Below are 24658 nucleotides of genomic sequence, written 5' to 3' on the forward strand. Positions count from 1 at the left end.
ACCCTCACCGCCCGCCCCAGCACGACGTCCTCCCCCCGGCGTTACGGGGTCGGGCCCGCGCGGGCCCGACCCCGTACTCCCCGCCGCGGCGGCCTTCCGGCCCAAATCCCGCGCCCTGCATCATCGTTGTATGTCCATCCTCAAGGCGACGGCGGAGCGGACCGGGACGGCGACGGGCCCGGTGGTCATGGTGGACACCGAGGCGGTCCCGCCGGCGGAGCGGTTCGGCTGGTGGAACGACATGGTGGGCCAAGAGGTCATGCCGGTGACCACCCGCAGCCCGTACGCCCCCGAGTTCAGCGGCCGGGTGGAGTCCGTACGGCTGCCCCAGGGCGCGGTGGGCACCTTCACCTACTCCCCGATGACGGCCTGGCGTTCCCCCGTGCAGATCCGCCGGCTGGACCCCGAGCGCTACTTCCTCGTCCTGGTCGGGGCGGGCAGCTCGATCCGGCTGGCCCAGGGCCGCACCCTGACCTGCCTGGACGCCGGCGACATGGCCCTGTTCTCCACCTCGCACCCGCTGGCCTGCGAGTTCCTGGACCGCGGCGGCCCCTGCCGGACCACCCAGATGCAACTGCCGCGCACCGCACTGCCGTTGACGGAAGGCAGGGCGGACCGCCTGCTCGCCGAGCCGCTGTCCACCCGTACCGGCTCCGGCGCCCTGCTCGCCCCCTACCTGGCCGGACTGACCCGTGCGGTACGCGACTGCGGCCCGGCGGAGCTGTCCCGGCTCGGCGCGGTGGCGGCGGACCTGGCGGCCTCCCTGCTCGCCACCCACCTGGGCGAGACGGCGGCCCTGCCGCCCGAGACCCGCCGGGCGACGCTGCTGGCACACGTCAACGCCTTCATCGACCACCACCTGCCCGACCCCGAACTGCGCCCGGCGGCCATCGCGGCCCACCACCACATCTCGGTACGCACCCTGCACCAGCTCTTCCGCACCGAGCCGGAGCCGGTCACGGCCACGATCCGCGGCCGCCGCCTGCACCGCAGCCGGGCCGACCTCACCGACCCCGCCCTCGACCACCTGCCCATCGGGCAGATCGCCGCCCGCTGGGGTTTCCGCCACCCGGCGGACTTCAGCCGCGCGTACCGCAACGCGTACGGCACGACGCCCTCCGAGACCCGCGCGGCAGCGGCCGCCGCACGCAGTGCGCAGCAACCCTGCGCGCCCCGCTAAAGCCGTCGGCCCTCCGGGCGGGCGACAGTAGTCCCACGGCACCCCGGCGCCTTCGGAGACAGGGCCTGCGACGGCACCACCTGTGGGGGAGGTCCGAAGCCGCCGGGGCGCCACCGGGCGTGGCCGCAGCACCGGGCGCCATCGGGCATGACCGCAGCACCGGGGCGTCGCCGAACCCACAGGACGGGGGCGCTGCCGGACCGCGAGAGTGCTCAGCACCACCTCGGACCGGCGCCGCGAGTCACCACCACCCCACAGTCAGCCGACCCGGTGCAGCACCCGCGCCCCGCCGGGAGCGTTGCCCAAGTCGCGGAGCATGGGCTCGGATTCACGGACGGCGAGCAGGGCCCGGGGATCGAGATCGGCGACGATCAGCTCGGGCCGGTCGGCGCCGGCCTCGGCGAGCGGACGCCCGTCCGGACCCCAGACGGCACTGGACCCACAGGCGTCCCAGCCTCCCGTGGTCCCGATGTGATTGGCGAGTACGGCGTAACAGGTGTTGTCGAGAGCGCGGGCCGGGAACCAGGTCCGTGACTCGTGGTAGCCGTTGCCGACGCTGAACAGGGCGCCGACGACATAGGCGTGGCAGCCGTCCAGCGCCGCCGCCCGCGCGTGCTCGGGAAACCCGGAGTCGTAACAGATCCCCAGCCCCAGCCGCCATCCGTCGACCTCGAGCGTGCACCCGGCGGCACCGCCCCGATAGATCTCGCGCTCCGACTTGAACAGGTGCTGCTTGTCGTAACGGGCGACGACCTCGCCGTCCGCGCCGACGACCAGCGCCGAGACGTACAACTCCCCGCGGTCATGGAACGCGGCACCGACGACGGCGACCGTCCCGGTCTCCCGGCAGGCATCCGAGATCGGCCCCAGCCGCCCGTCACCGGGCTGCACGGCACACCGCTCCGGGTCGGCCCGAATGAGTTCGGGCTCGTACCCGCTGAGGAACTTCTCCGGAAACACCACGACCCGCACCCCGGCCCGCCCGGCATCCCGGACCATGCCCGCCACGGTCGCCACATTGGCCCCGACGTCCCCGGCCACGGCCTGGGCCTGCGCGGCAGCGACCCGGATCGAACGTGAGGGAAGCGGATGAACAAAGCCCTGAACTGCGTGTTCTGTCACGTCCCCGCACGTTACCCGCCCACCTGAACGCCTCCACCGCCTGGACCAGGAAAAGTGCGGGATGCTCCCCGTGGCCGACATGACGGACCCGGACGACCTCACTACCCGGCAGGGCACGCCCTCTGATCCGTAGCTCTCCGTGAATCGTTTCGTAACGTCCGTACCGGCTGCTTCGCGCCCCTGCGAGGCCCTGTCGAACGGGGGCCGGTTGCTGCGGTTGCGGTACTTCGCTGTTGTACGACTGCTGTACCACCGCAACCCTTCGGCCCATCCCGCATCCGCTGTCCGCGCCCTCTGTTCCGCACTTCACGGAAACGAAGGTGAACAGTCCGGGGCCTGCCCGTACCGCCGTATTTCCGCTGCCCGGCAGCGGGGTGAGACGGCCGGCGGAGGCGTGCGGGCAGAGGGCGTCAAGGCCCTTGTCGTCCCCCACCGCCAGGGGCGGAGCGGGTACAGGTCACCGGGCCGGACGCGCGGGTGTACAGCGGTTGGTGACGGGCGTGGGTGGGCAATGCACACGTACAAATGACGGCGACCGAAGTGCCGTCACACGTTCGGGTGAGCTTCGCGATCGGACGCTCGGGTATGGGTCCGCTGCACCGAGGTCCGCCGAAGGGCGGAATCCGGTGACGGCCAGGGTGGCGGAAATGCCCGGTGCCAACGGCGTTTCCGGAGGGAAGCACGAAAAGCGTTCCGGTCGTCATCGGTCAACAGCGTGAGCGTGTCTGCACCGAAGCGAACGACTGGATGTCCAGAATGTTGCCCACTGCCCCAGTTGAAACTATGAAGTTTCGTTGTCGAGGAGCGTGACATGCAGGTTCGCAGATGGCTCCCAGACCAGCCCACCCGTATCGGCCGACACGACTGGCCGGACGAGGGTGACAACGGAACGCATCTGCGACTGCGGACCGACTCCATCGTGGTACTCGACCGGCAGGCCTGGCGGATCCTGGAGATCAACGGCTATACGGGCGACCGGTGGCCGAAGTCATACGAGAAGGCCTGGCGCGACCACGTGGAGTTGTGGTGGCACGCCAACGAACTACGGCGAGCCAACAACCAGTTGGCCAAGCCGGCACCGGAGCGCTCCGAGTTCTACAAGCGCCCGGTGATCCTGGTACTGCGCAACGAGAACCTGCCCCGCTCCACGCCCAAGCACTGGTGCGCCCCCGCCAGCCACGACTGGCAGATCCTCCCGGAGCACTACGCCGTCTGCCGCGCCTGCGGCGAACTGCCGCCCTGCCACCACGGGAAGTACCGCTGGGAGGGCGGTCCCCGCTGGCCCGAGCAGAGCGGCGGCATCCCGCTCATCGTGCCGGAGGACTGCTGCATGGGCTGCGCGGAGCCGATCAGGCCCCGGATGCGGACCGTGCGCTTCCCGGGCCCGAACCTCTGGTACCCGGACCTGGAGGAGGACACCGCGGTCTTCCACGCCCGCACCGCCTGCGCCGACCAGGTCGACTGCTACCGCATGCAGTGGCAGACCGAGTACAACCCGCGCTCCTCCACGCACTCCACGGACTTCACGCCCCTGGCCTTCCCGGACTTCGAGCACTTGGTGCCCCGGACGCGTCACGCGCCGGACCTGGCCTCGCACGACTCTCAGCTCGCGCCGATGCGACCGGCCGAGGAGGAGCGCGCCCGCTCGGCCGACGACTCCGGCGCCTTCCGCCCTCCGTTCAACGAGTACCGCCGGCAACCCGAGACCGGCAAGGCACCGGTCGGCCCCCCGGCGCCGGTCCTCTCCGAGCCGGCGCGCCAGATGACACCCTCGGCTTCCGGCGCACCCACGGCGGACCCTGCCATGCCGGTCCGGTCCGCCGTGCCCGTGTTCCCTCCCGTCGCCGAGGCGTCCGCGCACGTCGGCGCCCCCGCCGCCGAGGGCTCCGGGCCGGCCCTGCAGAAGGCGGAGGAACTGGGCCTCCTGCCTCCGGCCGGACACACGAGTTTCCACAACGCGGAGCAGGCGGCCCGGGTGATCGAGGAACTCACCGCCGCGGTCCGGAACATCGTGCTCTGCCTGAACCCCCAAGCCGCCCGCGAGCGCTCCTGACCCACGGACGGCCGGACGCGAACTCCCCATCGCGACCGGCCACGGCCAGAACCGAGGCCTCCGTTCCCGTCACGGCCGTCACGGCCGTCACGGCCGTCATGAGCCGGATCGGTGCGCCGACGAGGGACGGACACGAAGCGGATGACGGCTCCGTGCGGCACCGCGACCATGCCGCACTCCCGTCGTGCCCCCCGCGGACCTCGTCCTCAAGGCCGTTCAGCGAGGCCACGATCTCCTGCCGCTCGGCAAGGTCCAGCAGCGGAATCCGCAGCGACCCGATGAATTCGGACCGGATGTTGCGACTGGGCAGTTTCGGCCCGGCCTGCGGGTCAAGCCGGTCCAGGGAGTCAGGCTCCCTGACGGCGAGCGTCCCGTCATGGAAATGACTTGGGCACCTGGCGGACGAGCCACCTGGCAGTACGGAGACGAACTCCGCGCAGGTGAGCCTCACGCTGTCTGGCGCGGGTTGACACGAGATCTTCGATCCCGGTCCTGTCCGAGGGTTCGAGAGCGGCCCACCAGCTACACGTGGTGGGCCGCTCTGGTGCCACTTCCAAGGACAGCACCCCTGAATCGGAGGTCGAACCCCGCAGCACGGAAAGGTCCGACCCGGAGTCCGCGTCGGACGCTGTCCTTTGGGAGATTCTCGGGAGATCAACTCTCCATCCGCTCACGCAAACGGCCCCGGACAAGAAGCCCGAGGCCGAGCAGAACCCCTCCCCGGGAGAGAAACCCCAGGTCGGAGCGGCAACGCGTTGTGCCCCCGGCAGGATTCGAACCTGCGACACCCGCTTTAGGAGAGCGGTGCTCTATCCCCTGAGCTACGAAGGCGGAGGTGACCCCACGGGGTCACAGGCGTCAGGGTACCGGATCACGCGGGGGTGGGGTCAGGTCGTGGGGACGTGGGTGAAGCGGGAGGCGGCTCTGAGGTCGGATTCGATGGCCCGGGCCGTGGCGCGCAGGGACGGGAGGAGGGTCTCCTCGATGTCCTGCGGGGTGTGCCGTGCCGCGTGCATCGAGACCGCCGCCGCGGCCAGGGGGCGGGAGGAGGCGTCGGCGCGGATCGGGACCGCGAGGGTGCGCAGGCCCTTCTCCCGCTCCTCGTCGCGCAGGGCGTGGTCCGGGGTGTCGGTGGCGGAGGCGGCGAGCAGGAGTTCGCCCAGGGCCGTTTCCCGGGCGGGGACCCTCGTGCCCGGGGTGATGGTCACGCTCATGACCCGGGGGGCCGTCACCCCGGCCGTGTACTGGATCTCCTCCGCGTCCGGGGTCAGGACCGCCAGGGACGTCGACTCCTGGATCCTGGCGGTCAGGTCCGTCAGGTGCGGCGCGGCCAGACGGGGGAGCGTCGTCCGGGACAGCGGGGGGAAGCCGAGGGAGAGGACCTTCGGGGTCAGGGCGTACGTACGGTCGTCGGGGCGGGTGATCAGGCCCAGGTGCTCGTAGGTGATCAGGGATCGGCGGGCCGTCGCCCGAGCGAGGCCCGTCGCCTGGGCCACCTCCGTCAGGGTCAGCCGGTTCCTGCCCTCGCCGAACGCCGTCAGTACCGTCAGGCCGCGGGCCAGGGACTCCACGAAGTCGCGGCCCAGTTCCTGCTTGGACGCGCCCGTCCACGCCGCCAGCCCGGACGGGCGCGGGGGTGCCTGCGGGGGCGGCGCCGTGCGCAGCCGCTGTTCCATCGTCGTCACCGCCCGCCGCAGGCGGGGGAGCAGCGTCTCGTGCAGGTCCGCCGCCGTGTGCCGGCTGGTGTGGCTGACCACGCTCGCCACGCAGGCGATCCGCAGCGTCCCCGGATCCCGCACCGGGACCGACAGGGCCACCAGGCCCGCTTCGATCAACTGGTCGTCCAGCGACCAGCCCTCCTCCCCGGCCCGGGTCACCCGCTCGGCGAACTCCTGCTGAGAAGTGGAAAGTTGCCGAGGAGGTACGGCCGTGAAGTCCCGGTCCTCCGGGTCGCGGTCCCGGCGTTCGCGCCAGGCACTCCACTCCCGGTCCGTCCACTCCGTGGCGAACAGCGGGCCGGGGGCGGTGCGTTCGGCGGGGAGGAGGTCGCCGATGCGGAAGCTCAGGGACATCGCCCGGCGGCGCGTCGCCTGGTGGATGAAGCGGATGCCGTCGCCGTCGGAGACCGCCAGCGAGACCGACTCGTCCAGTTCGTCGGCGAGCGCGTCGGCCTCCCCGGCGAGGAGGTCCGGCAGGCGCAGGGCGGCCAGGTAGGCGTTGCCCAGTTCCATCAGGCGGGGGGTGAGGACCGCGTCGCGGCCGTCGAGACGGACGTATCCCATGCGGGCGAGGGTGGAGGTGATGCGGTCGACGGTGGAGCGGGCCAGGCCCGTGGCGCGTTCCAGTCCGCTCGGGCTCATCGCCCCGCCCGCCTCCGACAGTTCGCGCAGCACGGCGACCCCTCGGATCAGCGGGGTGACCGCCTCGGGCGGCGGCGCGGCGGTGGGGTGCGGGGGCATCGGTATCGGCTCTCCGGTGCGGCGGACTGGGCGGGCGAGGGGTGTGCGGACGGTTCGCCCACCGTAGTCCGAGGGTGGCGACGAGGGGCGGGCCGCACCCGTCCTCGGCGACACTCCTCACCCCCGGCTGACCCGCACCACATGGTCCCCCGACAGTTCCGCCGCCACCGCGATGTGGATGCCGTTCTCGGGGTCCTTGAAGGACTCGCCGGGGGTGAACGGCGCGTCGGAGAGTTCCGCGTGGACGTTCGGGCTGCGGGTGCAGCCGCCGCTGTCGCCGCGGCTGTCGAAGACACGCACCGGGCCCTGGCCCGTGTCCACGTCCGCGTCGACCTTGTAGATCAGGACGCCCGGCCGGCACACCGTCTCGTCGTTGCCCTCGCGGGTGCGCAGCTCGACGGCGTAGCCGGTGCGGGCGTCCAGCGGGACGAAGACCAGTTTCGGCCCGCCCCGGCGGGCCAGCGGGGTGAGGGTGTACTCGGTCGTGCCGGGGGCGGTCGCGCAGCGCACCTGGGAGGGCTCCAGCCAGCCGAGTTTCCACTTGTGCCAGCCGAGGACGTCGTTGTTGGCGCCCCAGTCCTCGCTCATGATGTCCCAGTGGCCCACCGCGCCCCCGCCCTCCTGGGTGTAGAGGTCGGGCAGGCCGAAGACGTGGCCGTTCTCGTGCGGCAGGACGCGGTAGCCGGTGCGGTCGTAGGTGCCGGAGCCGTCGTCCTGGCGGGAGTAGACGAAGGAGGCGTTCGCGACGGGGACGCCGTCCGCCGTCGGGGCCTCGGTGTTGCCGGCGAAGGTCACGGACAGGACCGTGTCCAGGGCGGACGGGCCGGCGTTCGGTGTCACCAGGACGTTGAGGAAGTCGTAGCGCTTGAAGTCCACCTCGGGGTCGGCCGCGGTCACGATGTCCTGGACGAGGTCCCGGTAGCCGGGGTCGAAGGGGGCGCCGCGTTCTATGCCGTACTCCTCGAACGGCTTCGGCATGCGCAGCCAGTCGGGGATCGGGGTCTCCGTGCGGTAGTCGAGACGGCCGTAGGAGCTGGTGCGGAACCAGTCCTGGGTCTGCGGGAAGAACTCCTCGAAGCGGTCCCGGGCGCGGCCCGCGCCGCGGGCGTCGGAGAAGTCGATCATCAGGGTCAGGGCCCGGACGGTGCCCGTGGAGCGGGAGTAGCCGCCGGTGGTGGGCATGCTCTCCGACATCTGGACCTGGGGTCCGCCGGTGATCATGCAGGGGCCCAGTGCCGAGCTGCGGGACAGGGAGATGGGTCCCGCCTTCGCCGTCGTCCCGCCCGCCGAGAGGGTCCCTGATCCGGCCGAGGAGCTGACGGCGAAGGTCAGCGCGGTCACGGACGCGAGGGCGGCGACACGGCGGGGACGTATCCGACGGCTGGACGGCTGCATGCACGGGCCCTTCGTCCACGGCAGCCGCCGGCTTGGCTGCACCCTTGCGACTCACCCTCGGCCGAGGGGGGCGCGGGCGCGCGCTGGAAGAGCCCGAACGTGGCACCGAAAAGGGCTGTGACTCAGGTCACAGGAATTCTCTCCCTCAACCCGAAATAACCGGGGAGCGTCTCCCCGTTTAGACCAGTGTTCGCGCGAAACGGGGAGAGCTTCCCCGGATCGCCGCACCAAGGGCCGCGAGGCGGCCCGGGACCACGTACCGCGAGACCACAGACAGACCGAAGGAGTACGCCGTGCAGACCGCCCTTCCCGTGCAGCGCAAGGTGACCCGGCCGCGCGCCGACGCCCTGCGCAACCGGGAGCGGATCGTCACCGCCGCCCGGGAGATGTTCGTCGAGTGCGGCCCTGACGTCCCGCTCGACGACATCGCCCGCCGCGCCGGGGTCGGCAACGCCACGGTGTACCGCAACTTCCCGGACCGGGACGCCCTCGTGCGCGAGGTCGTCTGCTCCGTCATGGACCGCACGGTGGCCGCCGCCGAGACCGCGCTCGCGGAGAACGGCGACGCCTTCGAGGCCCTGGAGCGCTTCGTGCACAGCGCCGCCGACGAGCGGATCAGCGCGCTGTGCCCGATGATCTCCAGCACCTTCGACCAGAACCACCCCGACCTGGAGGCGGCGCGCGAACGCGCCGAGCGGATGGTCGAGATGGTCATGGAGCGGGCCAGGGCGGCCGGGCAACTCCGCGAGGACGTCGGCGTCGGTGACCTGATGGTCGCCGTGGCCCAGCTCAGCAGGCCGCCGGCCGGCGCGGGCTGCCTCAGCGCCGACCGCTTCGTCCACCGTCATCTCCAGCTGTTCCTGGACGGACTGCGGGCCCCGGCCCGCTCCGAACTGCCGGGCACGGCCGTCACCCTGGAGGACCTGCGGGAGGCATGAGCCGTCCTCGTACCTGACACCTGACGTCAGGTTCCGGCCCTTTCACTTACCTCCACTTAGCCACACGACCCTTACTCCGTCACACGACTCTTACTACGTCACACGACGCTTACTCCGTCACGCGGCCTCTACACCGTCGTACGCCGCCGTGCGCCTTCGTACGCCGTCGTACGTCCTTCCTTGTCTTTCCGTCACGAAGTCCCGAAGTGGGTACCCCCATGTCTGAAACAGCCGTCAAGGCTCCCGGAGTCCCCGACTCCAACCGCTGGAAGGCGCTGATCTTCATCGCGCTCGCCCAGCTGATGGTCGTGCTCGACGCCACCATCGTGAACATCGCGCTGCCCTCCGCCCAGCAGGACCTCGGCATCTCCGACGGCAACCGGCAGTGGGTCGTCACGGCCTACGCCCTCGCCTTCGGCGGTCTGCTGCTCTTCGGTGGCCGCATCGCCGACCTGTGGGGCCGCAAGCGCGCCTTCGTCATCGGCCTGACCGGCTTCGCCGCGGCCTCCGCACTCGGCGGCGCCGCCACCAACGAGGCCATGATGTTCGGCGCCCGCGCCCTCCAGGGTGTCTTCGGCGCCCTGCTCGCCCCCGCCGCGCTCTCCCTGCTCGCCGTGATGTTCACGGACGCCAAGGAGCGTGCCAAGGCGTTCGGCATCTACGGCGCCATCGCCGGCGGTGGCGGTGCCGTCGGTCTGATCCTCGGCGGATTCCTCACCGAGTACCTGGACTGGCGCTGGACGTTCTTCGTGAACATCCCGTTCGCCGTGGTCGCCGCGGCCGGTGCCTGGTACGTCATCCGTGAGCCCGAGGGCGGCCGCAACCGCTCGTCGCTCGACATCCCCGGCGTGATCCTCTCCACCCTCGGTCTGGTCGCGCTGGTCTACGGCTTCACCCGCGCCGAGTCCGACGGCTGGAGCGACTCCCTGACGGTCGGCATGTTCGTCGCCTCCGCCGTGCTCCTCGTCGCCTTCGTCGCGGTCGAGGCCAAGGTCAAGGCGCCGCTGCTGCCGCTGCGCGTGGTCACCGACCGCAACCGCGGCGGGATCTACCTCTCGCTCGGCCTCGCCATCATCGGCATGTTCGGCCTGTTCCTCTTCCTGACCTACTACCTCCAGATCGTGCAGGGCTATTCGCCGGTCAAGACCGGCTTCGCCTTCCTGCCGATGATCGTCGGCATGATCACGGGGTCCACGCAGATCGGCACCCGCCTGATGACCCGGGTCGCGCCCCGGCTGCTGATGGGCCCGGGCTTCCTGCTCGCCGCGGTCGGCATGCTGCTGCTGACCCAGCTGGAGGTCGACTCCTCCTACGCGGCCCTGCTGCTCCCGGCGATGCTGCTGCTCGGCCTCGGCATGGGTACGGCGTTCATGCCGGCCATGTCCCTGGCCACCATGGGCGTCAAGCCGCAGGACTCCGGTGTCGCCTCCGCGATGGTCAACACCTCCCAGCAGGTGGGCGGCGCGATCGGTACGGCGCTGCTGAACACGATCGCCGCCTCCGCCACCACGTCCTACGTCGCCGACCACATCGGCGGCGCCGCCACCCGCTCCCAGCAGCAGCTGGTCCAGCTGGAGGGCATGGTCGAGGGCTACACCAGCGCGATCTGGTTCGCCGTCGGCATCCTGGTCGCCGCGTCGGTCATCGCCTTCACCTTCGTCAACGCGGGCAAGCCGGGCAGCACGCCGGTCGCCTCGTCCGAGGGCGCCGAGGAGGAGCTGCCGGTTCCGGTCGTCGCCCACTGACGGACGGCCCGTACCCCTTCGGCTCCACCGCAGGACCCGTACGTACGGGGATGGGGACGCCCCCGTACGTACGCCCCGGGACCTGCCCCGGCCCCGCTGAGTGAGCGGCTCAGCGGAGCCAGGGCAGGTCCGCACCCGCTTCGTCGGGTTCGAGTCCCTCGGCGACGATCCGCATGATCTCGCCGAGGGACTTTCGCTGTTGCGGGGTGAGCCGGTCGAAGAGGGCGCCCCGCACGGCGGTGACATGGCCCGGCGCGGTCCGTTCCAGGACCGCCAGGCCCTCGTCGGTGAGCACCGCGAACTGGCCGCGCTTGTCCGAGGGGCAGTTCTCCCGGCGCACCCAGCCGCTCTTCTCCAGCCGGGCGACGGCGTGCGAGAGCCGGGAGCGGGTGATCTTGGCGTACATGGCCAGCTCGGTCATCCGCAGCCGCCGCTGGGGCGAGTCGGCGAGCTTGACGAGCAGCCCGTAGTAGATGTGCGGCATGCCCGCGTCCCGCTGGAGCTGGCGGTCCAGGTGGTCCTCCAGGAGGGTCGTGGCCTGGAGGTAGGTGCGCCAGACGCGCTGTTCCTCGTCGCTGAGCCAGCGGGGCTCCTCGGGGGAGACCTCCGGGGAGGCCTCGGTGGATACGTAGGGGGAGACCTCGGTGGAGTCGGGTGCGGGTGCCGTGTTCATGGCTCCACTGTACGAGCGGTCTCCTTGAAAGTTAAACCAATGGGTCCTATTCTGAGGTAGAGATTTAGACTTCAAGTAATACGTCGGAGGAGCCGCCGTCATGACCGCCACCGCCCCGGAGCGCATGCCCGCCCTCTACCTCAGCCACGGCGCCCCGCCCCTCGCCGACGACCCGGTCTGGCCCGGCGAGCTCGCCGCCTGGTCCGCCGACCTGCCCCGCCCGAAGGCGATCCTGATGGTCTCCGCGCACTGGGAGGAGGCCCCCCTCGCCCTCGGCGCGGTCGAGACCGTCCCGCTCGTCTACGACTTCTGGGGCTTCCCGGAGCACTACTACCAGGTGACCTACGGGGCCCCCGGCGCCCCCGCGCTCGCCGAGTCCGTACGCAAACTGCTGCGCGCCCCGGGCATGCCCGTGCAGGACATCCCCGACCGGGGGCTCGACCACGGCGCGTACGTCCCGCTGGTGGAGATGTTCCCGGCCGCCGACATCCCCGTCCTGCAGATCTCCATGCCGACCCTGGACCCGGTCCGGCTGATGGAGATCGGCCGCAGGCTGGCGCCGCTGCGCGACGAGGGGGTGCTGATCGTCGGCTCCGGCTTCTTCACCCACAACCTGGCCGCCCTGCGCCAGGGCGGCATCCCCGCCTGGTCGGCGGAGTTCGACGACTGGGGCCGGCGGGCGCTGGAGAACCACGACTGGGACGGCCTGCTGGACTTCCTGCACAAGTCCCCGGCCGGCCGCTACGCCCACCCGCGCACCGAGCACTTCGCCCCGCTCTTCGTCACCATGGGCGCCGCCGAGGCGGGCGGCGAGCTGGACGCGCAGAAGTCGGTGATCGACGGCTTCTGGATGGGGCTGGCGAAGAGGTCGGTGCAGTTCGGCTGAGAGTCGCTGATTCCTTGGAATCGGTTGTGAATCGGTTCTGGGACCGCTGTGTCCGGCAACCTTCGCGCGGCGTGGCCCGTCTACCCGGATGGAAGGGCGCCGACGATGTCGCGCTTCCGGCGTGAAGGGTGTCCGCCCGCGTGACCGGCGTCTCGCATGCGCGGGGAGCGCGCGGGTATGCGAGTGGTCCGGAGCCGACCGCGATCCAGGGTCTGACCTGCGCCTCCGTGGATGCCACCGGTGCCGCCCCACCTGTGAGGCGGCACAGGGTACTGCATGATCAGAAAAATAGGGGCACGGGTTGGGAATTCTGTCCTGATTCCAGTCGTTGTTTCCATCGGATGCAGGGCACCCGAGCAGAGTGCCGGGCAACCAAGACCACCCGCCAGCCCACCATCGCAAGGGAGCACGCATGGCAACCCGTGCCGTCGCCCGTCGTAAGTCCGCCACCGGCGGGACGTCCGACGCGGCACACAGTGTTCGCGCCCATGGCGGCGAGATCGCCGATCGCGACCTGGTCGGCATGTACCTCGACGAGATCGCGCGCACGCCGCTGCTCGACGCCGCCAAGGAAGTCGAGTTGTCCCAGGTCATCGAGGCGGGTGTGTTCGCGCGGCAGGTTCTCGACGGATTCGAGGAGTCCAAGGCGGACGCCTCCCGCGAGGAACTCGAGGCGCTGATCGCCGACGGGGAGCGCGCCAAGGACGTCTTCATCCGCTCCAACCTCCGTCTCGTCGTCGCCGTCGCCCGCCGCTACCCGCGCAGCGGACTGCCCCTGCTGGACCTCGTCCAGGAGGGCAACGCCGGCCTGGTGCGCGCGGTCGAGAAGTTCGACTACCGCAAGGGCTTCAAGTTCTCCACGTACGCCACCTGGTGGATCCGCCAGGCGATCACCCGCTCGATAGCGGACCAGTCCCGGACCATCCGGCTCCCCGTCCACCTGGTGGAGGAGCTCGGCCGGATCCGGCGCGTGCAGCGCGAGTTCAACCGTGAGCACGGCCGCGAGCCGGAGCACACGGAGATCGCCGCCGAGCTCGGCTCCACGCCGGAGCGCGTCGCCGACGTCCTCGACTGGGCCCGTGACCCGGTCTCGCTGAACATGCCGGTGGACGACGACGGCGACACCCAGTTCGGGGACCTGCTGGAGGACACCTCGGCGATCTCGCCGGAGCAGTCCGTGCTGACCCTCCTGCGCAGCGAGGAACTGGACGACCTGATCGGCCGCCTCGACCAGCGCACCGCCTCGATCATCAAGATGCGGTACGGCATCGAGGACGGCCGTGAGCGCACGCTCACCGAGGTCGGCAAGGAGCACGGGCTGACCCGTGAGCGCATCCGGCAGATCGAGAAGCACGCGCTGCTGGAGCTGAAGAAGCTGGCCCACCAGACCGGCTTCGACGCGGCGGCCTGACGGCGCGGTGTGCGCGGGCGGTGACCACGGGGCGTGCGGGGCGCGGGCCGCGCACGCCGGGTGGCTCAACACCGCGCAAAGTATGGCGGTCTAACGCCGCTTCAAGCCCCTGGACCCTGGGAACAACCTTTCAGGGTCCAGGAGTTCGGTCGGCGATCCCCCCTCGCGGACCCTCCTGAACCACGTCCCGTCGCGGTCCCCCCCGGCGCCGGGACCCTCCGAGAGCCGGACTTCGGTGCCCTCCCCCCCTGGGCGCCGGGGTCCGGCTCCTTCTGTAAGGGGCTTGCGGGCGGGGGTGGGGGCGGTCGGAAATCCGCCCACGGCGTGCCCGGGCATGCTGGAGTGCGGGCCACCCCGTACCTGAACCCCGGGGTGGCCCGCGAATGGCAGATTGTGTCACATGGGCATAGCCTGCCGAACGTGAGCAGCCCCACCCCGCGCCCCACCCCCGGTTCCACCCCCGGCCCCAACCCCGCACCGCAAGCCGCCGCCCCGCTGTCCCTGACCGAGCGGCGCAAGGCGGAGACCCGCATACAGATCGCCCGCGCCGCCGCCGCCCTCTTCGTACGGCAGGGCCTGCGCGCCACCCGCGCCGAGGACATCGCCCAGGCCGCCGGGATCGCCCCGCGCACGTTCTACCGGTACTTCGCGACCAAGGAGGAGTCCGTAGCGCCCCTCTACGCGGCGGGCGCCGAGCGCTGGGCCCACGCGGTGCGCCTGGCCCCCGCGGAACTGTCCCTTCCCGAGGCCTTGGAACACGCCGTACGGCACACCCTGACGCCGGGCGTCGGCGTCTCGGCGTCCTCCTGGGAGTGGGTGCGCACCCTGATCCGGCTCGCCGGGTCCAGCCCGGCCCTGGGCAAGGTGTGGGCGGAGGTCTGCCACGACTCCGAGCGGACGCTGGCGGATGTGCTGGCGGGGCGGCTGGGGGCGGAGGGGGCTGCGGAGAGGCTGGGTACGGAGGGCGCGCCGGAGCCGCTGGGTACGCAGGGCGCGCCGGGGTCCTCCGCCGGGGGCGCGGAGGGCGACAACGTTGCCGTCGCGCCCGAGCTGCGGTTCGCGGCCGCCGTGGCCGGCGCCGCCGTGCGGGTGGCGGTGGAGTCCTGGGCGGAGGGGGAAGCCCGGCCGGAGGGCGGACAGGGGCCCGCCGCACTGGCGTTGCGGAACCTCGCGGTGCTGCGGGGGATCGCCTGGGGGGAGTTGGCGGGGAGCGGCTGACCCTCCATCGCCCGCCGCCCCCGTTCGCGGTCAGCCGGCCCCCGCCGCCGCCCTGCTCAGCCTCGCGCCCAAGTCCCGTACGCACCGCACCAGTTCCTCCGGTTCGTGGACCGTGAAGTCGTGGCCGACCATCGCCAGCCGTACCGCCATCCACTCCACGGCGTCCCCGGTCGTGGCGCGCAGCCGGCAGGAGCCGGCGTCGATCGGCTCGGGCGTCCCGAGCCACTGGGGCACGCGGGCCGCGACGGTGTCCGCCGGTGCGGCGAAGGTGACGGCGAACTCGTACGTCTCCTGCTGCCGGTACATCGACTGCCGCAGATACTCGGCCGCGCTGCCCGTGGGCAGCTCGCGCGGGGCGAACCGGGCGCCCGTGGCGAAGGGTTCGCTCACCCGGTCCACGCGGAACGTCCGCCAGTCCTCGCGGTCGAGGTCGTAGGCGACGAGGTACCAGCGGCGGCCGGTGGAGACGAGCCGGTAGGGCTCGGTGATCCGGCGGGACTCGACGCCGTCCTTGGCCCGGTAGGCGAACCGCAGCCGTTCGCGGCCGGCCACCGTGGAGGCCATCACGGTCAGCGTCTCCGGCGCGATACTCGCTCCGTCGCCGCTGGTCAGCGGGGTGGTCGCGGCCTGGAGGGTGGCGACGCGACGGCGGAGCCGGCCGGGCAGCACCTGCTCCAGCTTGGCGAGGGCGCGCACCGAGGCCTCGTCCACGCCCGCCACGGCGTGCCCGGCGCCGGCCCGCAGCCCGACCGCGATGGCGACGGCCTCCTCGTCGTCGAGGACGAGCGGTGGCATCGCCTTGCCCGCGACGAGCCGGTAGCCGCCGTCGGAACCCATGGTCGCCTGCACCGGATAGCCGAGTTCCCGCAGCCGGTCGATGTCCCGCCGGACGGTGCGCCGGGACACCCCGAGCCGGTCGGCGAGCTCGCCGCCGGGCCATTCGCGGGGCGTCTGGAGGAGGGAGAGGAGCTGAAGCAGTCGAGCCGGAGTGTCGGTCGTCATGGATCCGAGGATGCCGCACCACTAGGACACGATCTGACCTAGTGGGGTCATAGGTTCTTCCCATGACCTCCAGCGAGCCTCAACGCGAAACCTCCGACCGGGCCTCCGCGCCGGTCCCGGCGTCCTCCGCCGCGGACAAGCGCCGGTGGTTCGCCCTGGCGATCGTGATGACCGCGGCCTTTATGGACCTCGTCGACGTCACGATCGTCAACATCGCCATTCCGTCGATCCAGCAGACCGCGGGCGCCACCGAGAGCCAGATCCAGTGGATAACGGCCGGTTACGCGCTCGCCTTCGCCGCGGGCCTGATCACCGGCGGCCGGCTCGGTGACATCCACGGCCGCAAGAAGGTGTTCCTCGTCGGCATCGGCGGCTTCACCGTCGCCTCCGCGCTGTGCGGCCTCGCCGCCAACCCGGAGATGCTGGTCGCCTCCCGCATCCTCCAGGGCGCGATGGCCGCCCTGATGGTGCCGCAGGTCCTGTCGATCGTGCACGCCACCTTCCCCGCCCATGAACGGGGCAAGGTGTTCGGCCTGTTCGGCGCGATCGTGGGGCTCGGCGCGGTCAGCGGCCCGCTGCTCGGCGCGCTGCTCACCGAGTGGAACCTCTTCGGCCTGGAATGGCGCCCGATCTTCCTGATCAACCTGCCCGTCGGCATCGCGGGCCTGATCCTCGGCAGCCGCTTCATCACCGAGTCCAGGGCCTCCCGTGCCCCCAGGCTGGACCTGGTGGGCGTCGCCCTGGTCACGCTCGGACTGCTGATGCTGCTCTACCCGCTGACCCGCGGCCGTGAGCTGGGCTGGCCGCTGTGGGGGTACCTGTCCATGGCCGGCTCGCTGGTCGTGCTTGCGGTCCTGGTGGCGTACGAGCGGCGCAAGAGCCTGCGGGACGGGTCCCCGCTCATCGAGCTGTCCCTGTTCCGGGTCAAGAGCTTCGCCGCCGGTATCGCCGTGCAGACCGTGTTCGGTGTCTCGCTCGGGATCTTCTTCCTGGTGTGGACGCTCTACATGCAGCTGGGTCTGGGCTGGAGCCCGCTGAAGGCGGGGCTCACCGGGGTGCCGTTCTCGATCGCGGTCTCGGTGGCGGCGGGGCTGTCGGTGCAGAAGCTGGTCCCGCGCTTCGGACGCAAGGTGCTTCAGGCGGGCGCCCTGGTGATGGGGGTCGGCGTCCTGCTCTACCTCTGGGAGTCGGAGCACTACGGCCTCGGCATCGAGCCCTGGCAGATGGCGCTGCCGCTGGTCGTGATGGGTGTCGGCATGGGTCTGATCGTCGCCCCGCTGACCGACGCGGTCCTCTCCGAGGTGCCCCGGGAGCACGCCGGTTCGGCGTCCGGGCTGATCAACACCGTGCAGCAGATGGGGAACGCGCTCGGGCTCGGCCTGGTGTCGGTGGTGTTCTTCGGGGTCCTCGACGACCGGCTCGGCGGACTCTCCGCCGGTGCGGGCGCCGAGGCCGGGCCCGGTGCCGAGGCCGTTGTCGGTTCCGCCTTCGCGGACGCCTTCCAGAACGCGCTGGGCTGGGTGGCGGCGGTGATGGGCGTCATCTTCCTGCTGATGTTCGCCCTGCCGCGCAAGCCCGCACAGCATGTGGAGGGCGCCGGGGAGCCCGAGCCGGACGGACGGCCGGAAGAGACCCGGGAGCCGGCCACGGTCGGCTGAGCGGCACCGGACGCGTCGAAGCGTCCGCGACAGCTGGAGCGAGGGCCCCGAGCCGGAAGGCGCGGGGCCCTTCCCGTGCCCGTAAGCAGCCCTATTGGGGAGCTGTGAGTGGTTCACGGCACCTGCGAGATACATCACGGTCCGGGGTCAAAGTCCCGGAGTGTGGTGTGTACTGGGCCGCATGCCTGAGGACGTCTCGATCTTCCAGCTGGTGGGCGTGGGCCTGCTCGCCCTGCTGACCGTTGCCTGGGTGATCGGCCTGGTCCGCGTTCTGCGCGCCAGCCGCCCCGACGCCGCCCGTTGGCCCGCCGACCCCGCGCTGTCCGCCCTGCCGCAGCAACGGCAGGCGGTCCCGCACCTGGAGTCGGTGCAGCTCACCCCGGCCGAACAGGACGCGTTCGCGGGCCTGGTACGACGGCTCAGCGACGGCCGCTGACCCTGCGCGGCCGGGCGCCCGCGGATCGGACACCGAAGGCCGGGCGACAGCGGACCGGGCACCGAGGGCTGTGCGGCCGCGGACCGGGCACCTAGGGCCGGGCGAGGCTACGGCGTCCGTGCCGCCCGCCGCTCCATGGCCTCCCGGGCGTCGTCCTCACTGACGTACACCTCGCACATGTGCCGTCCGTCCGGCGTCGCCGTGTGTTCGACCTCCCACAGGGAGATCTCCCTGCCGTCGCGCAGCAGGAAGGCGTGCTCGTAGAGCGAGAAGCCCAGCCCGGCGCGCCCCGCGCGGCAGGGGCGCCCGAAGGCCTGTGTGATCTGGTGCGCGAACGCCGTGGTCAGCAGCGTCGCGGTGGCCGGGCCCGGCCGGTCGCCGTTCTCCGCGCGGCGCAGCAGCCGGCGCGCGTGGTCGGCGGAGTCGTCCGGCACATAGGTGTGGCGCGGCGCGGTCACCGGGGAGAGCTGCACCGTCACCGGCAGCTCGAAGTCGGGGGCGTCCGGAGGTAAGGGGAGCCGCGCGGTCGCGGCCCGCAGCTCCTCCTCGTCGACGTACACCTCGTGCTGCGGCGCGCTGTCCGGCGCGGTGTTGTGCGCGAGCTCCCACAGGGTGAGCGCCGAGCCGTCGGCGAGCAGCCAGGTGTGCCGGTACGTCTCACGGTGGCGTCCCGCGCTGTGGTGCGCGGAGTGGAGCGAACTGTCGTGCGCCAGCGCGCAGTCGAGCCGCCATATGACCTCGTCGGGCAGCTCGAAGGAGTTCAGCGCACGGCCGAGCAGTCGCGCGAGGTGCTCCTCCGGAGACTCCGGCGACTCGTGGGATTCGTACGCTGCCGTCTCGTACGGAACGCTCAAGGTTTCTCCCGGCGTTGCTGCATGTCACCTTGTGGGTGCATACCGTAGCCCCTCGGTCGGACATCGTGTCCGGGAACCGAGAAAACGTACGTACCTAAAACGCCGCGGCCGCGCGGCTGGTTCCCGCGCGGCCCGACGAACCGTCAGAAAGCCCTGATCAGGCGCTACTTCCAGCGGTCCACTCGCTCCACGGCAGGTTCCAGCCGTTGAGCCCGTTGTCCGGCGCCACCGACTTGTCGGGGGAATTCTTGACGATCACGACGTCTCCGACCAGCGAATTGTCGAAGAACCACTTCGCCGTGGTGTCGCCCTGCGCGCCCTGCACGTCCTGGAGCCCCACGCAGCCGTGACTGGTGCCCTGCTGTCCGAACGGCGGGTTGCCCTTGTTGTACCAGTAGTTGCCGTGCAGGAAGGTCCCCGAGGTGGTCAGCCGCATCGCGTGCGGCACGTCCGGGATGTCGTAGGCGTCGGCCAGGTCCACCGTCTGGCTGTTCATCCGGGTCTCCTTGAGCTTCTCGGAGATCACCATCTGCCCGTTGTACGTCGGGAACTCCGCGCTGCCCGCAGAGATCGGCACCGACTTCAGCGTCTTGCCGTCCCGCACGACCGTCATGGTCTGGGTGTTGACGTCCACGGTGGAGACCTGCGAGCGCCCGATCGTGAAGGTCACCGTCTTGCGCTGCACCCCGAAGACACCGTTGGCACCCTCGACGCCGTCCAGGTCGATCTTCAGCGTGACCTTGGAGCCGGCCTTCCAGTACTCCTCCGGCCGGAAGTCGAGCCGCTGCTCCCCGAACCAGTGGCCCGCCACCTCCTGCCCGCTGCTGGAGGTGATCTTGATGCCCGACTGGACGGCCTTCTTGTCGCTGATCGCCTTGTCGAAGGTGAACGACACCGGCATCCCGACGCCCACCGTCGTGCCGCCGTCCGGCGTGTACGTGCCGATGAAGCTGTTCTCGGTGCTGACCGTGGTGAAGGTGGAGTCCGCGGACGCGGTCTTCCCGTCCGACCCCTTGGCCTTCGCCGCTATCTCGTACTTCGTGCCGCGCTCCAGCTGCTCCTTCGGCTTCCAGCTGGCGCCGTTCGCCGCTATCGCGCCCGGCACGGCCTGCCCCGAATCGGCCACCGTCATCGTCACTTCGGTGAGTTCGCCACCGCTGACCTTCACCCCGGTCGAGTTGATCGACGCGCCCGACGAGCCGTCCTCCGCCGAGATCACGATCTTCGCGCCCGACGTCCGGCCCGAGCCGTCGCCGCCCTTGCCGTCGTCCTTGGCGGTGGCGCTGCCCCCGCAGGCGGTGAGGGTGAGGGCGCCGACCACCAGGGCGGCACAGGTTCCCAGCACGCGCCGCGCTGCTTTGTCCGGCGTAGTCACTGTCTGCTCCCCGTTCGCATGATGTGCGTGGTCCGATCCGATGCGTGCAGAGAGAGGGGATCGGCGCGGGGTCGGGTTCCCGGCGTTCGCGGTGAACGCCGGGACGTGACAGAACCGGGACAATCGACGGTACGGCCGGGACGGATGTGACGGAACGGCCGCCGCACCCCACCTTTCCGGGACGGCCTCCGCTCAGGCCGGTCCGCCCCCGTACAGCTCCCCGTACGACGGCCACAGTCCGCCCGGACCGTCCACGGACTCCGCCGCGCGCACCGCCCGCACGATGGCCCGCGTCACCGTGTCCGCGCCCGCGGCGAGGATCTCGTTGAGCGCGAGCGGGCTCGCCGCGTCGAGCGCGCGCTCCCCGGTGGCCAGCGCGAACACCGTGTCGCCGTCGTTGAGCAGATGCACCGGCCGTACGGCGCGCGCGATGCCGTCGTGTGCCGTGCCGGCCAGCTTCTGGGCCTGGGCCTTGGTGAGATCCGCGTCCGTGGCGACCACGGCGAGCGTGGTGTTCAGCGGGGGAGGGGCGTTCCGCTCGGCGGCCCGCGCGAGGTACCGGCGCGCCGCCTCGTGCCGCTCCGCCGCGGGGTACTCCACCCGCCCCTGGAACAACTCGCCGTAGAGCACGCCGGTTTCCGGGTCCAGTACGTCGCCGGCCGCGTTCGCCACCACCAGGGCGCCCACGGTGATCCCCGAGTCGAGCACCACGCTCGCCGTGCCGACCCCGCCCTTCAGTGCCCCGACCACCGCACCCGTCCCGGCGCCGACGCAGCCCTGCGCCACCCCAGCCCCGGGTTCGCCCGCCGCGGCCGCCTCGACCGCCGCCCGTCCCGTGGCCGCGTCCGGCCGGGCCCCGAAGTCCCCGCCCCGCCCCAGGTCGAAGACGCACGCCGCGGGCACCACCGGCACCACATGGGCCGGATCCGGCCCGACCCGCACCCCGCGCCCCCGCTCCTCCAGCCAGGCCATCACCCCGGAGGCCGCGTCGAGCCCGTACGCGCTGCCCCCGGTGAGGACGATCGCCTCGACCTTCTGCACGAGGTTGCGCGGGTCGAGGGCGTCGGTCTCCTTGGTGCCCGGGCCGCCGCCCCGCACGTCCACCGCGGCGACGGCACCGCCCTCCGGGGCGAGGACGGCCGTGGTGCCAGTGAGCAGGCCGCCCCCGGTGCGAGTGGCGTGTCCGACCCGCAGGCCGGCGACGTCGGTCAAAGCGTCAAGAGTCATGGGGTCAGTGTCCAAGCGCCGGCGGTCCGGTGTCCCGAAGCCAGGGCCGCGCCCGGCATACGGGCCGAGCCCGCCGGCTGAGCCGCGCTCCGAGCGCCGACCGCGCCCCCACCCCCGGGCCGTACCCTGGGGGTATGGACACCGCCCCCGCCCCCGAGCCCCGCGAGCCCAAGGCCGCGCTCGTCTTTGACGACCCGCTGGACCAGCAGTCCTCGGACGACACCGACCGCGGGTGGGGCGAGCGGCCGGGCGGCACCGGGGACGGCGCCGCCGACCTGAAGCGCTTCCTCGACGAGAAGCCGCCGCACCACCTCTGATGAGCTAGGGCCGACCGGGCTCTGAGCCGCCGCGCTGCGCGACCAGCGCGTCGCGGATCTCCTTGAGCACCTCCAGCTCGGTGACCTCGATCAGCTCGTGGGTGCCTTCCTTCGCCTTGCGGCGGGCCTCCTGGCGGGCCAGGTACTTCGACATCGGCAGGACCATCAGGAAGTAGACCACCGCCGCGGTGATCACGAAGCTGAGCGCCGCCCCGAGGACCGAGCCCCACAGGATCATCACGCCACTGGTGACCGTGCCGTCCGCGGCCTTCTCGCAGGGGCCCTTCAGGCACGAGCTGTAACTGTCGAGATTCTTCGTCCCGATCGCTCCGACGAGCGGGTTGATGACACCCCTCACCACCGAGTTGACGATGTTGGTGAAGGCGGCGCCGATGACCACCGCTACTGCCAGATCGACGACGTTCCCTCGCATCAGGAAGGCCTTGAAGCCGTCCAGGATGCTGGGTTCCTTCTTCTCGCTCACCTCGGGGACTCTCCTCGCACGCGCAAGTTGTGGAACAGGCCGCTCCGCAACCTACGTCACGGCTGGGCCGTCCTGTCCAATTCCATCGCTCCAAAAGGCGACTTGACACGCAGTCAAGCATCAGGCGGAGCAGCCGGCTCAGCACAGGGCCACCGCCAGCCTCGCCGTGGTGCTCGCACCCACGAGCCGTGCCGCGAGGGAACGCGGCACCGTCAGCACGACGAGCGCGCCGCTGTCGACGCTCTCGTCACGGGCCTCCGGCACCTTCGACACCCGCACTCCGCGCGCGACCACCCGCGCGTCACCACCCGTCGCCCGGTCCTCGGCCGCGATGACGTCCACCCGGTCGCCGGGCCGCAGCAACCGGACCGTCGCCGCGTCGGCGATCCGCACCGGCGCGGTCACCAGCTCGACGGCCCGCCGCTCACGGCCGGCCTCCGCCGCCGGATGCCCGCGTGCCCGCTCGGTGTCCCGGGGGCCCGCCGCCACCAGCGCGGCGGCGGTGACGGCGAGGCCCGCGGCCACGGCCCGCCGCCGGTGCCGCACGAGCCGGTGCAGGGCGAACCGTCCGCCGCGCACCCGCACCGGCGCGAAATGCGGCACCTCGCAGGTCGGGGGAGCGTCCGTGCCCGGAGGTCGGGGAGAACGAGGGGAAGCGGCCTGGGAGGAGAGTGACGAGAAGGACGAGACGGATGAGAGGGGAGAAGGAGTCGGACCGTAGGACATGGGAACCACCACCTGCCACGAGGGATCGGCTTGCGAGACCCACGATGGGGCCTCGCGCCGCCGCCCGCCGGGCCCGGTGCACGACCGAGGGGTTGTGGACAACTCCGTCACCCGAAGGGGAGGTTCCCTCCAGTGGTTCCCCCAAGGGCCCGCCCTACGGCAGCGCGAACCCGGGGTCCATCCCGCCCAGCGCGGACGTGCACAGGCAGTCCCGCTCCCCGTCGGCCGGCAGTGCGGCGACCGCGTCGAACAGCACGCCCCGCAGCCGGTCCACGTTCGCCGCGAACACCCGCAGCACCTCGTCGTGCGAGACGCCCTCGCCGGTCTCCGCGCCCGCGTCGAGGTCGGTGACCAGCGTCATCGACGTGTAGCAGAGCTCCAGCTCACGGGCGAGCGCCGCTTCGGGATGACCGGTCATGCCCACCACCGACCAGCCCTGCGCCTGGTGCCACAACGATTCGGCACGGGTGGAGAAGCGCGGCCCCTCGATCACGACCAGCGTGCCGCCGTCCACCGGCTCCCAGTCCCGTCCGCGCGCCGCCTTCAGCGCAGCGGCCCGTCCGGCGGGGCAGTAGGGGTCGGCCAGGGACACGTGGACCACGTTCGGCACGGTGCCGTCGGGCAGCGGCAGCCCGTCGAAGTACGACGCCGCCCGGGACTTCGTACGGTCGACCAGCTGGTCCGGGACGAGCAGCGTGCCCGGCCCGTACTCGGGGCGCAGCCCGCCCACCGCACACGGCCCGAGCACCTGGCGCACCCCCACCGACCGCAGCGCCCACAGGTTGGCCCGGTAGTTGATCCGGTGCGGCGGGAGGTGGTGGCCGCGCCCGTGCCGGGGCAGGAAGGCGACCCGGCGGCCGGCGATCTCACCGAGGAAGAGGGAGTCGCTGGGCGGCCCGTAGGGGGTGTCCACCTGGACCTCGGTCACGTCCTGGAGGAACGAGTAGAAGCCCGAGCCGCCGATTACGCCGATCTCTGCGTTCGCCATGCCGCCACAGTAGCGGGCGCCCGTCAGCCCCGGCCGGGCCCCGGCTCCGCCTCTGGCCGGGCCCCGGCTCCGCCCCCGTCCGGCCCCCGCCGGGGGCGAACGCAGGGGACCCCGCCGTCGTACGACGGCGGGGTCCCCTGGAGCCGGATGTCAGGCGGCCGAGGTGCTGCTGGTCGAGGTGCCCTTGCTCGACGGCTTCGAGTCCGAGGAGGACGACGAAGCGGTCGACGAGGACCCCGACGAGGAGGACGACGACGAGTCGGACGAGGCCGACGACTTCGACGCGGACGCCGGCGAGCTGCTCGACGAGGAGCCGCGGCTGTCGTTGCGGTAGAAGCCGGAGCCCTTGAAGACGATGCCGACGGCGGAGAACACCTTCTTGAGGCGCCCGTCGCAGTTGGGGCACACGGTCAGGGCGTCGTCGGTGAACTTCTGCACCGCTTCGAGGCCCTCGCCGCACTCGGTGCACTGGTACTGGTACGTCGGCACTGTCTTCCTCCTGGCACTCTCA

At 71.7% G+C, this 24658-nt stretch carries 22 protein-coding genes and 1 tRNA gene; 10 read left to right on the forward strand and 13 right to left on the reverse strand.

Annotated elements, in window-relative coordinates; genetic code table 11:
- Window positions 1–130 precede the first annotated feature (130 nt).
- Window positions 131–1180, forward strand: coding sequence for an AraC-like ligand-binding domain-containing protein (locus ABT296_RS16850; protein WP_351927869.1), 1050 nt, complete (start codon window positions 131–133; stop codon window positions 1178–1180).
- 258 nt (window positions 1181–1438) lie between these two features.
- Here the strand turns inward: ABT296_RS16850 and ABT296_RS16855 are convergent, their stop codons facing one another.
- Complete coding sequence (locus ABT296_RS16855) at window positions 1439–2302, reverse strand: carbon-nitrogen hydrolase family protein (RefSeq protein WP_351927870.1); 864 nt, start codon at window positions 2300–2302, stop codon at window positions 1439–1441.
- Window positions 2303–3113: 811 nt separating this feature from the next.
- On the opposite strand from ABT296_RS16855, the gene ABT296_RS16860 reads away from it, so the two are divergent.
- The gene (locus ABT296_RS16860) at window positions 3114–4355 is read left to right on the forward strand and encodes a hypothetical protein (RefSeq protein WP_351927872.1); all 1242 of its coding nucleotides are present in this window, start codon (window positions 3114–3116) and stop codon (window positions 4353–4355) included.
- A 758-nt stretch (window positions 4356–5113) separates the two neighbouring features.
- Here the strand turns inward: ABT296_RS16860 and ABT296_RS16865 are convergent.
- From ABT296_RS16865 to ABT296_RS16875, 3 genes are all read right to left on the reverse strand, one after another.
- Window positions 5114–5186: transfer RNA gene (locus ABT296_RS16865), tRNA-Arg, on the reverse strand.
- A 56-nt stretch (window positions 5187–5242) separates the two neighbouring features.
- Window positions 5243–6814, reverse strand: a complete 1572-nt coding sequence (locus tag ABT296_RS16870) for an IclR family transcriptional regulator domain-containing protein (RefSeq protein ID WP_351927874.1) — start codon at window positions 6812–6814, stop codon at window positions 5243–5245.
- A 117-nt stretch (window positions 6815–6931) separates the two neighbouring features.
- A complete protein-coding gene (locus tag ABT296_RS16875) occupies window positions 6932–8209 on the reverse strand; it encodes a M6 family metalloprotease domain-containing protein (RefSeq protein WP_351927876.1) in 1278 nt (425 codons plus the stop codon).
- Between the two features lie 293 nt (window positions 8210–8502).
- Here ABT296_RS16875 and ABT296_RS16880 point away from each other — a divergent pair, with 293 nt between their 5' ends.
- Together ABT296_RS16880 and ABT296_RS16885 are read left to right on the forward strand one after the other, a co-directional pair.
- Window positions 8503–9147, forward strand: coding sequence for a TetR/AcrR family transcriptional regulator (locus ABT296_RS16880; protein WP_351927878.1), 645 nt, complete (start codon window positions 8503–8505; stop codon window positions 9145–9147).
- 218 nt (window positions 9148–9365) lie between these two features.
- Window positions 9366–10892 (forward strand): MFS transporter, encoded by a 1527-nt coding sequence (locus ABT296_RS16885; RefSeq protein WP_351927880.1) that lies wholly within the window; start codon window positions 9366–9368, stop codon window positions 10890–10892.
- A gap of 109 nt (window positions 10893–11001) precedes the next feature.
- Here the strand turns inward: ABT296_RS16885 and ABT296_RS16890 are convergent, their stop codons facing one another.
- Entirely contained in the window at window positions 11002–11565 is a 564-nt protein-coding gene (locus tag ABT296_RS16890; RefSeq protein ID WP_351927882.1) for a MarR family winged helix-turn-helix transcriptional regulator, read from the reverse strand.
- A 100-nt stretch (window positions 11566–11665) separates the two neighbouring features.
- Between ABT296_RS16890 and ABT296_RS16895 the strand changes: the two genes are divergently transcribed.
- The 3 genes from ABT296_RS16895 (at window position 11666) to ABT296_RS16905 (ending at window position 15080) form a co-directional block, all read left to right on the forward strand.
- A complete protein-coding gene (locus tag ABT296_RS16895) occupies window positions 11666–12451 on the forward strand; it encodes a dioxygenase family protein (RefSeq protein WP_351927884.1) in 786 nt (261 codons plus the stop codon).
- A 412-nt stretch (window positions 12452–12863) separates the two neighbouring features.
- Window positions 12864–13862, forward strand: a complete 999-nt coding sequence (locus ABT296_RS16900; RefSeq protein WP_351927886.1) for a sigma-70 family RNA polymerase sigma factor — start codon at window positions 12864–12866, stop codon at window positions 13860–13862.
- Window positions 13863–14282: 420 nt separating this feature from the next.
- Window positions 14283–15080, forward strand: coding sequence for a TetR/AcrR family transcriptional regulator (locus tag ABT296_RS16905; RefSeq protein ID WP_502977266.1), 798 nt, complete (start codon window positions 14283–14285; stop codon window positions 15078–15080).
- A 30-nt stretch (window positions 15081–15110) separates the two neighbouring features.
- Here the strand turns inward: ABT296_RS16905 and ABT296_RS16910 are convergent, their stop codons facing one another.
- Complete coding sequence (locus ABT296_RS16910) at window positions 15111–16082, reverse strand: helix-turn-helix transcriptional regulator (RefSeq protein ID WP_351927888.1); 972 nt, start codon at window positions 16080–16082, stop codon at window positions 15111–15113.
- A 62-nt stretch (window positions 16083–16144) separates the two neighbouring features.
- On the opposite strand from ABT296_RS16910, the gene ABT296_RS16915 reads away from it, so the two are divergent.
- Both ABT296_RS16915 and ABT296_RS16920 read left to right on the forward strand, forming a co-directional pair.
- Window positions 16145–17740 (forward strand): MFS transporter, encoded by a 1596-nt coding sequence (locus ABT296_RS16915; protein ID WP_351927890.1) that lies wholly within the window; start codon window positions 16145–16147, stop codon window positions 17738–17740.
- Window positions 17741–17921: 181 nt separating this feature from the next.
- Window positions 17922–18176: a hypothetical protein gene (locus ABT296_RS16920; protein WP_351927892.1), complete on the forward strand. Its 255-nt coding sequence runs from the start codon at window positions 17922–17924 to the stop codon at window positions 18174–18176.
- A 107-nt stretch (window positions 18177–18283) separates the two neighbouring features.
- Here ABT296_RS16920 and ABT296_RS16925 read toward each other — a convergent pair whose 3' ends face one another.
- The 3 genes from ABT296_RS16925 to ABT296_RS16935 form a co-directional block, all read right to left on the reverse strand.
- A complete protein-coding gene (locus tag ABT296_RS16925) occupies window positions 18284–19030 on the reverse strand; it encodes a DUF6227 family protein (RefSeq protein WP_351927894.1) in 747 nt (248 codons plus the stop codon).
- A 157-nt stretch (window positions 19031–19187) separates the two neighbouring features.
- Complete coding sequence (locus ABT296_RS16930) at window positions 19188–20405, reverse strand: L,D-transpeptidase (protein ID WP_351927896.1); 1218 nt, start codon at window positions 20403–20405, stop codon at window positions 19188–19190.
- Between the two features lie 192 nt (window positions 20406–20597).
- Window positions 20598–21632: a P1 family peptidase gene (locus ABT296_RS16935; protein ID WP_351927898.1), complete on the reverse strand. Its 1035-nt coding sequence runs from the start codon at window positions 21630–21632 to the stop codon at window positions 20598–20600.
- 134 nt (window positions 21633–21766) lie between these two features.
- Here ABT296_RS16935 and ABT296_RS16940 point away from each other — a divergent pair, with 134 nt between their 5' ends.
- Window positions 21767–21949: a hypothetical protein gene (locus tag ABT296_RS16940; protein WP_351927900.1), complete on the forward strand. Its 183-nt coding sequence runs from the start codon at window positions 21767–21769 to the stop codon at window positions 21947–21949.
- 4 nt (window positions 21950–21953) lie between these two features.
- On the opposite strand, the gene mscL is transcribed toward ABT296_RS16940, so the two are convergent.
- The 4 genes from mscL to ABT296_RS16960 form a co-directional block, all read right to left on the reverse strand.
- Entirely contained in the window at window positions 21954–22433 is a 480-nt protein-coding gene (mscL, locus tag ABT296_RS16945) for a large conductance mechanosensitive channel protein MscL (RefSeq protein ID WP_351927902.1), read from the reverse strand.
- 138 nt (window positions 22434–22571) lie between these two features.
- Window positions 22572–23159, reverse strand: coding sequence for a hypothetical protein (locus ABT296_RS16950; protein ID WP_351927904.1), 588 nt, complete (start codon window positions 23157–23159; stop codon window positions 22572–22574).
- 154 nt (window positions 23160–23313) lie between these two features.
- Entirely contained in the window at window positions 23314–24147 is an 834-nt protein-coding gene (locus tag ABT296_RS16955; RefSeq protein WP_351927906.1) for an S-methyl-5'-thioadenosine phosphorylase, read from the reverse strand.
- A gap of 150 nt (window positions 24148–24297) precedes the next feature.
- Window positions 24298–24636: an FmdB family zinc ribbon protein gene (locus ABT296_RS16960; protein ID WP_351927908.1), complete on the reverse strand. Its 339-nt coding sequence runs from the start codon at window positions 24634–24636 to the stop codon at window positions 24298–24300.
- Window positions 24637–24658 lie beyond the last annotated feature (22 nt).

The organism is Streptomyces sp. NPDC000983 (assembly GCF_040299205.1).
Classification (GTDB): domain Bacteria; phylum Actinomycetota; class Actinomycetes; order Streptomycetales; family Streptomycetaceae; genus Streptomyces.

Excerpts from the sequence above, each read along its gene's own strand:
- ABT296_RS16850 (WP_351927869.1), top strand. The coding sequence starts at position 131 with ATGTCCATCCTCAAGGCGACGGCGGAGCGGACCGGGACGGCGACGGGC.
- ABT296_RS16860 (WP_351927872.1), top strand. The coding sequence starts at position 3,114 with ATGCAGGTTCGCAGATGGCTCCCAGACCAGCCCACCCGTATCGGCCGA.
- ABT296_RS16870 (WP_351927874.1), bottom strand. The coding sequence starts at position 6,814 with ATGCCCCCGCACCCCACCGCCGCGCCGCCGCCCGAGGCGGTCACCCCG.
- ABT296_RS16875 (WP_351927876.1), bottom strand. The coding sequence starts at position 8,209 with ATGCAGCCGTCCAGCCGTCGGATACGTCCCCGCCGTGTCGCCGCCCTC.
- ABT296_RS16885 (WP_351927880.1), top strand. The coding sequence starts at position 9,366 with ATGTCTGAAACAGCCGTCAAGGCTCCCGGAGTCCCCGACTCCAACCGC.
- ABT296_RS16890 (WP_351927882.1), bottom strand. The coding sequence starts at position 11,565 with ATGAACACGGCACCCGCACCCGACTCCACCGAGGTCTCCCCCTACGTA.
- ABT296_RS16895 (WP_351927884.1), top strand. The coding sequence starts at position 11,666 with ATGACCGCCACCGCCCCGGAGCGCATGCCCGCCCTCTACCTCAGCCAC.
- ABT296_RS16900 (WP_351927886.1), top strand. The coding sequence starts at position 12,864 with ATGGCAACCCGTGCCGTCGCCCGTCGTAAGTCCGCCACCGGCGGGACG.
- ABT296_RS16910 (WP_351927888.1), bottom strand. The coding sequence starts at position 16,082 with ATGACGACCGACACTCCGGCTCGACTGCTTCAGCTCCTCTCCCTCCTC.
- ABT296_RS16915 (WP_351927890.1), top strand. The coding sequence starts at position 16,145 with ATGACCTCCAGCGAGCCTCAACGCGAAACCTCCGACCGGGCCTCCGCG.
- ABT296_RS16920 (WP_351927892.1), top strand. The coding sequence starts at position 17,922 with ATGCCTGAGGACGTCTCGATCTTCCAGCTGGTGGGCGTGGGCCTGCTC.
- ABT296_RS16935 (WP_351927898.1), bottom strand. The coding sequence starts at position 21,632 with ATGACTCTTGACGCTTTGACCGACGTCGCCGGCCTGCGGGTCGGACAC.
- ABT296_RS16940 (WP_351927900.1), top strand. The coding sequence starts at position 21,767 with ATGGACACCGCCCCCGCCCCCGAGCCCCGCGAGCCCAAGGCCGCGCTC.
- ABT296_RS16950 (WP_351927904.1), bottom strand. The coding sequence starts at position 23,159 with ATGTCCTACGGTCCGACTCCTTCTCCCCTCTCATCCGTCTCGTCCTTC.
- ABT296_RS16955 (WP_351927906.1), bottom strand. The coding sequence starts at position 24,147 with ATGGCGAACGCAGAGATCGGCGTAATCGGCGGCTCGGGCTTCTACTCG.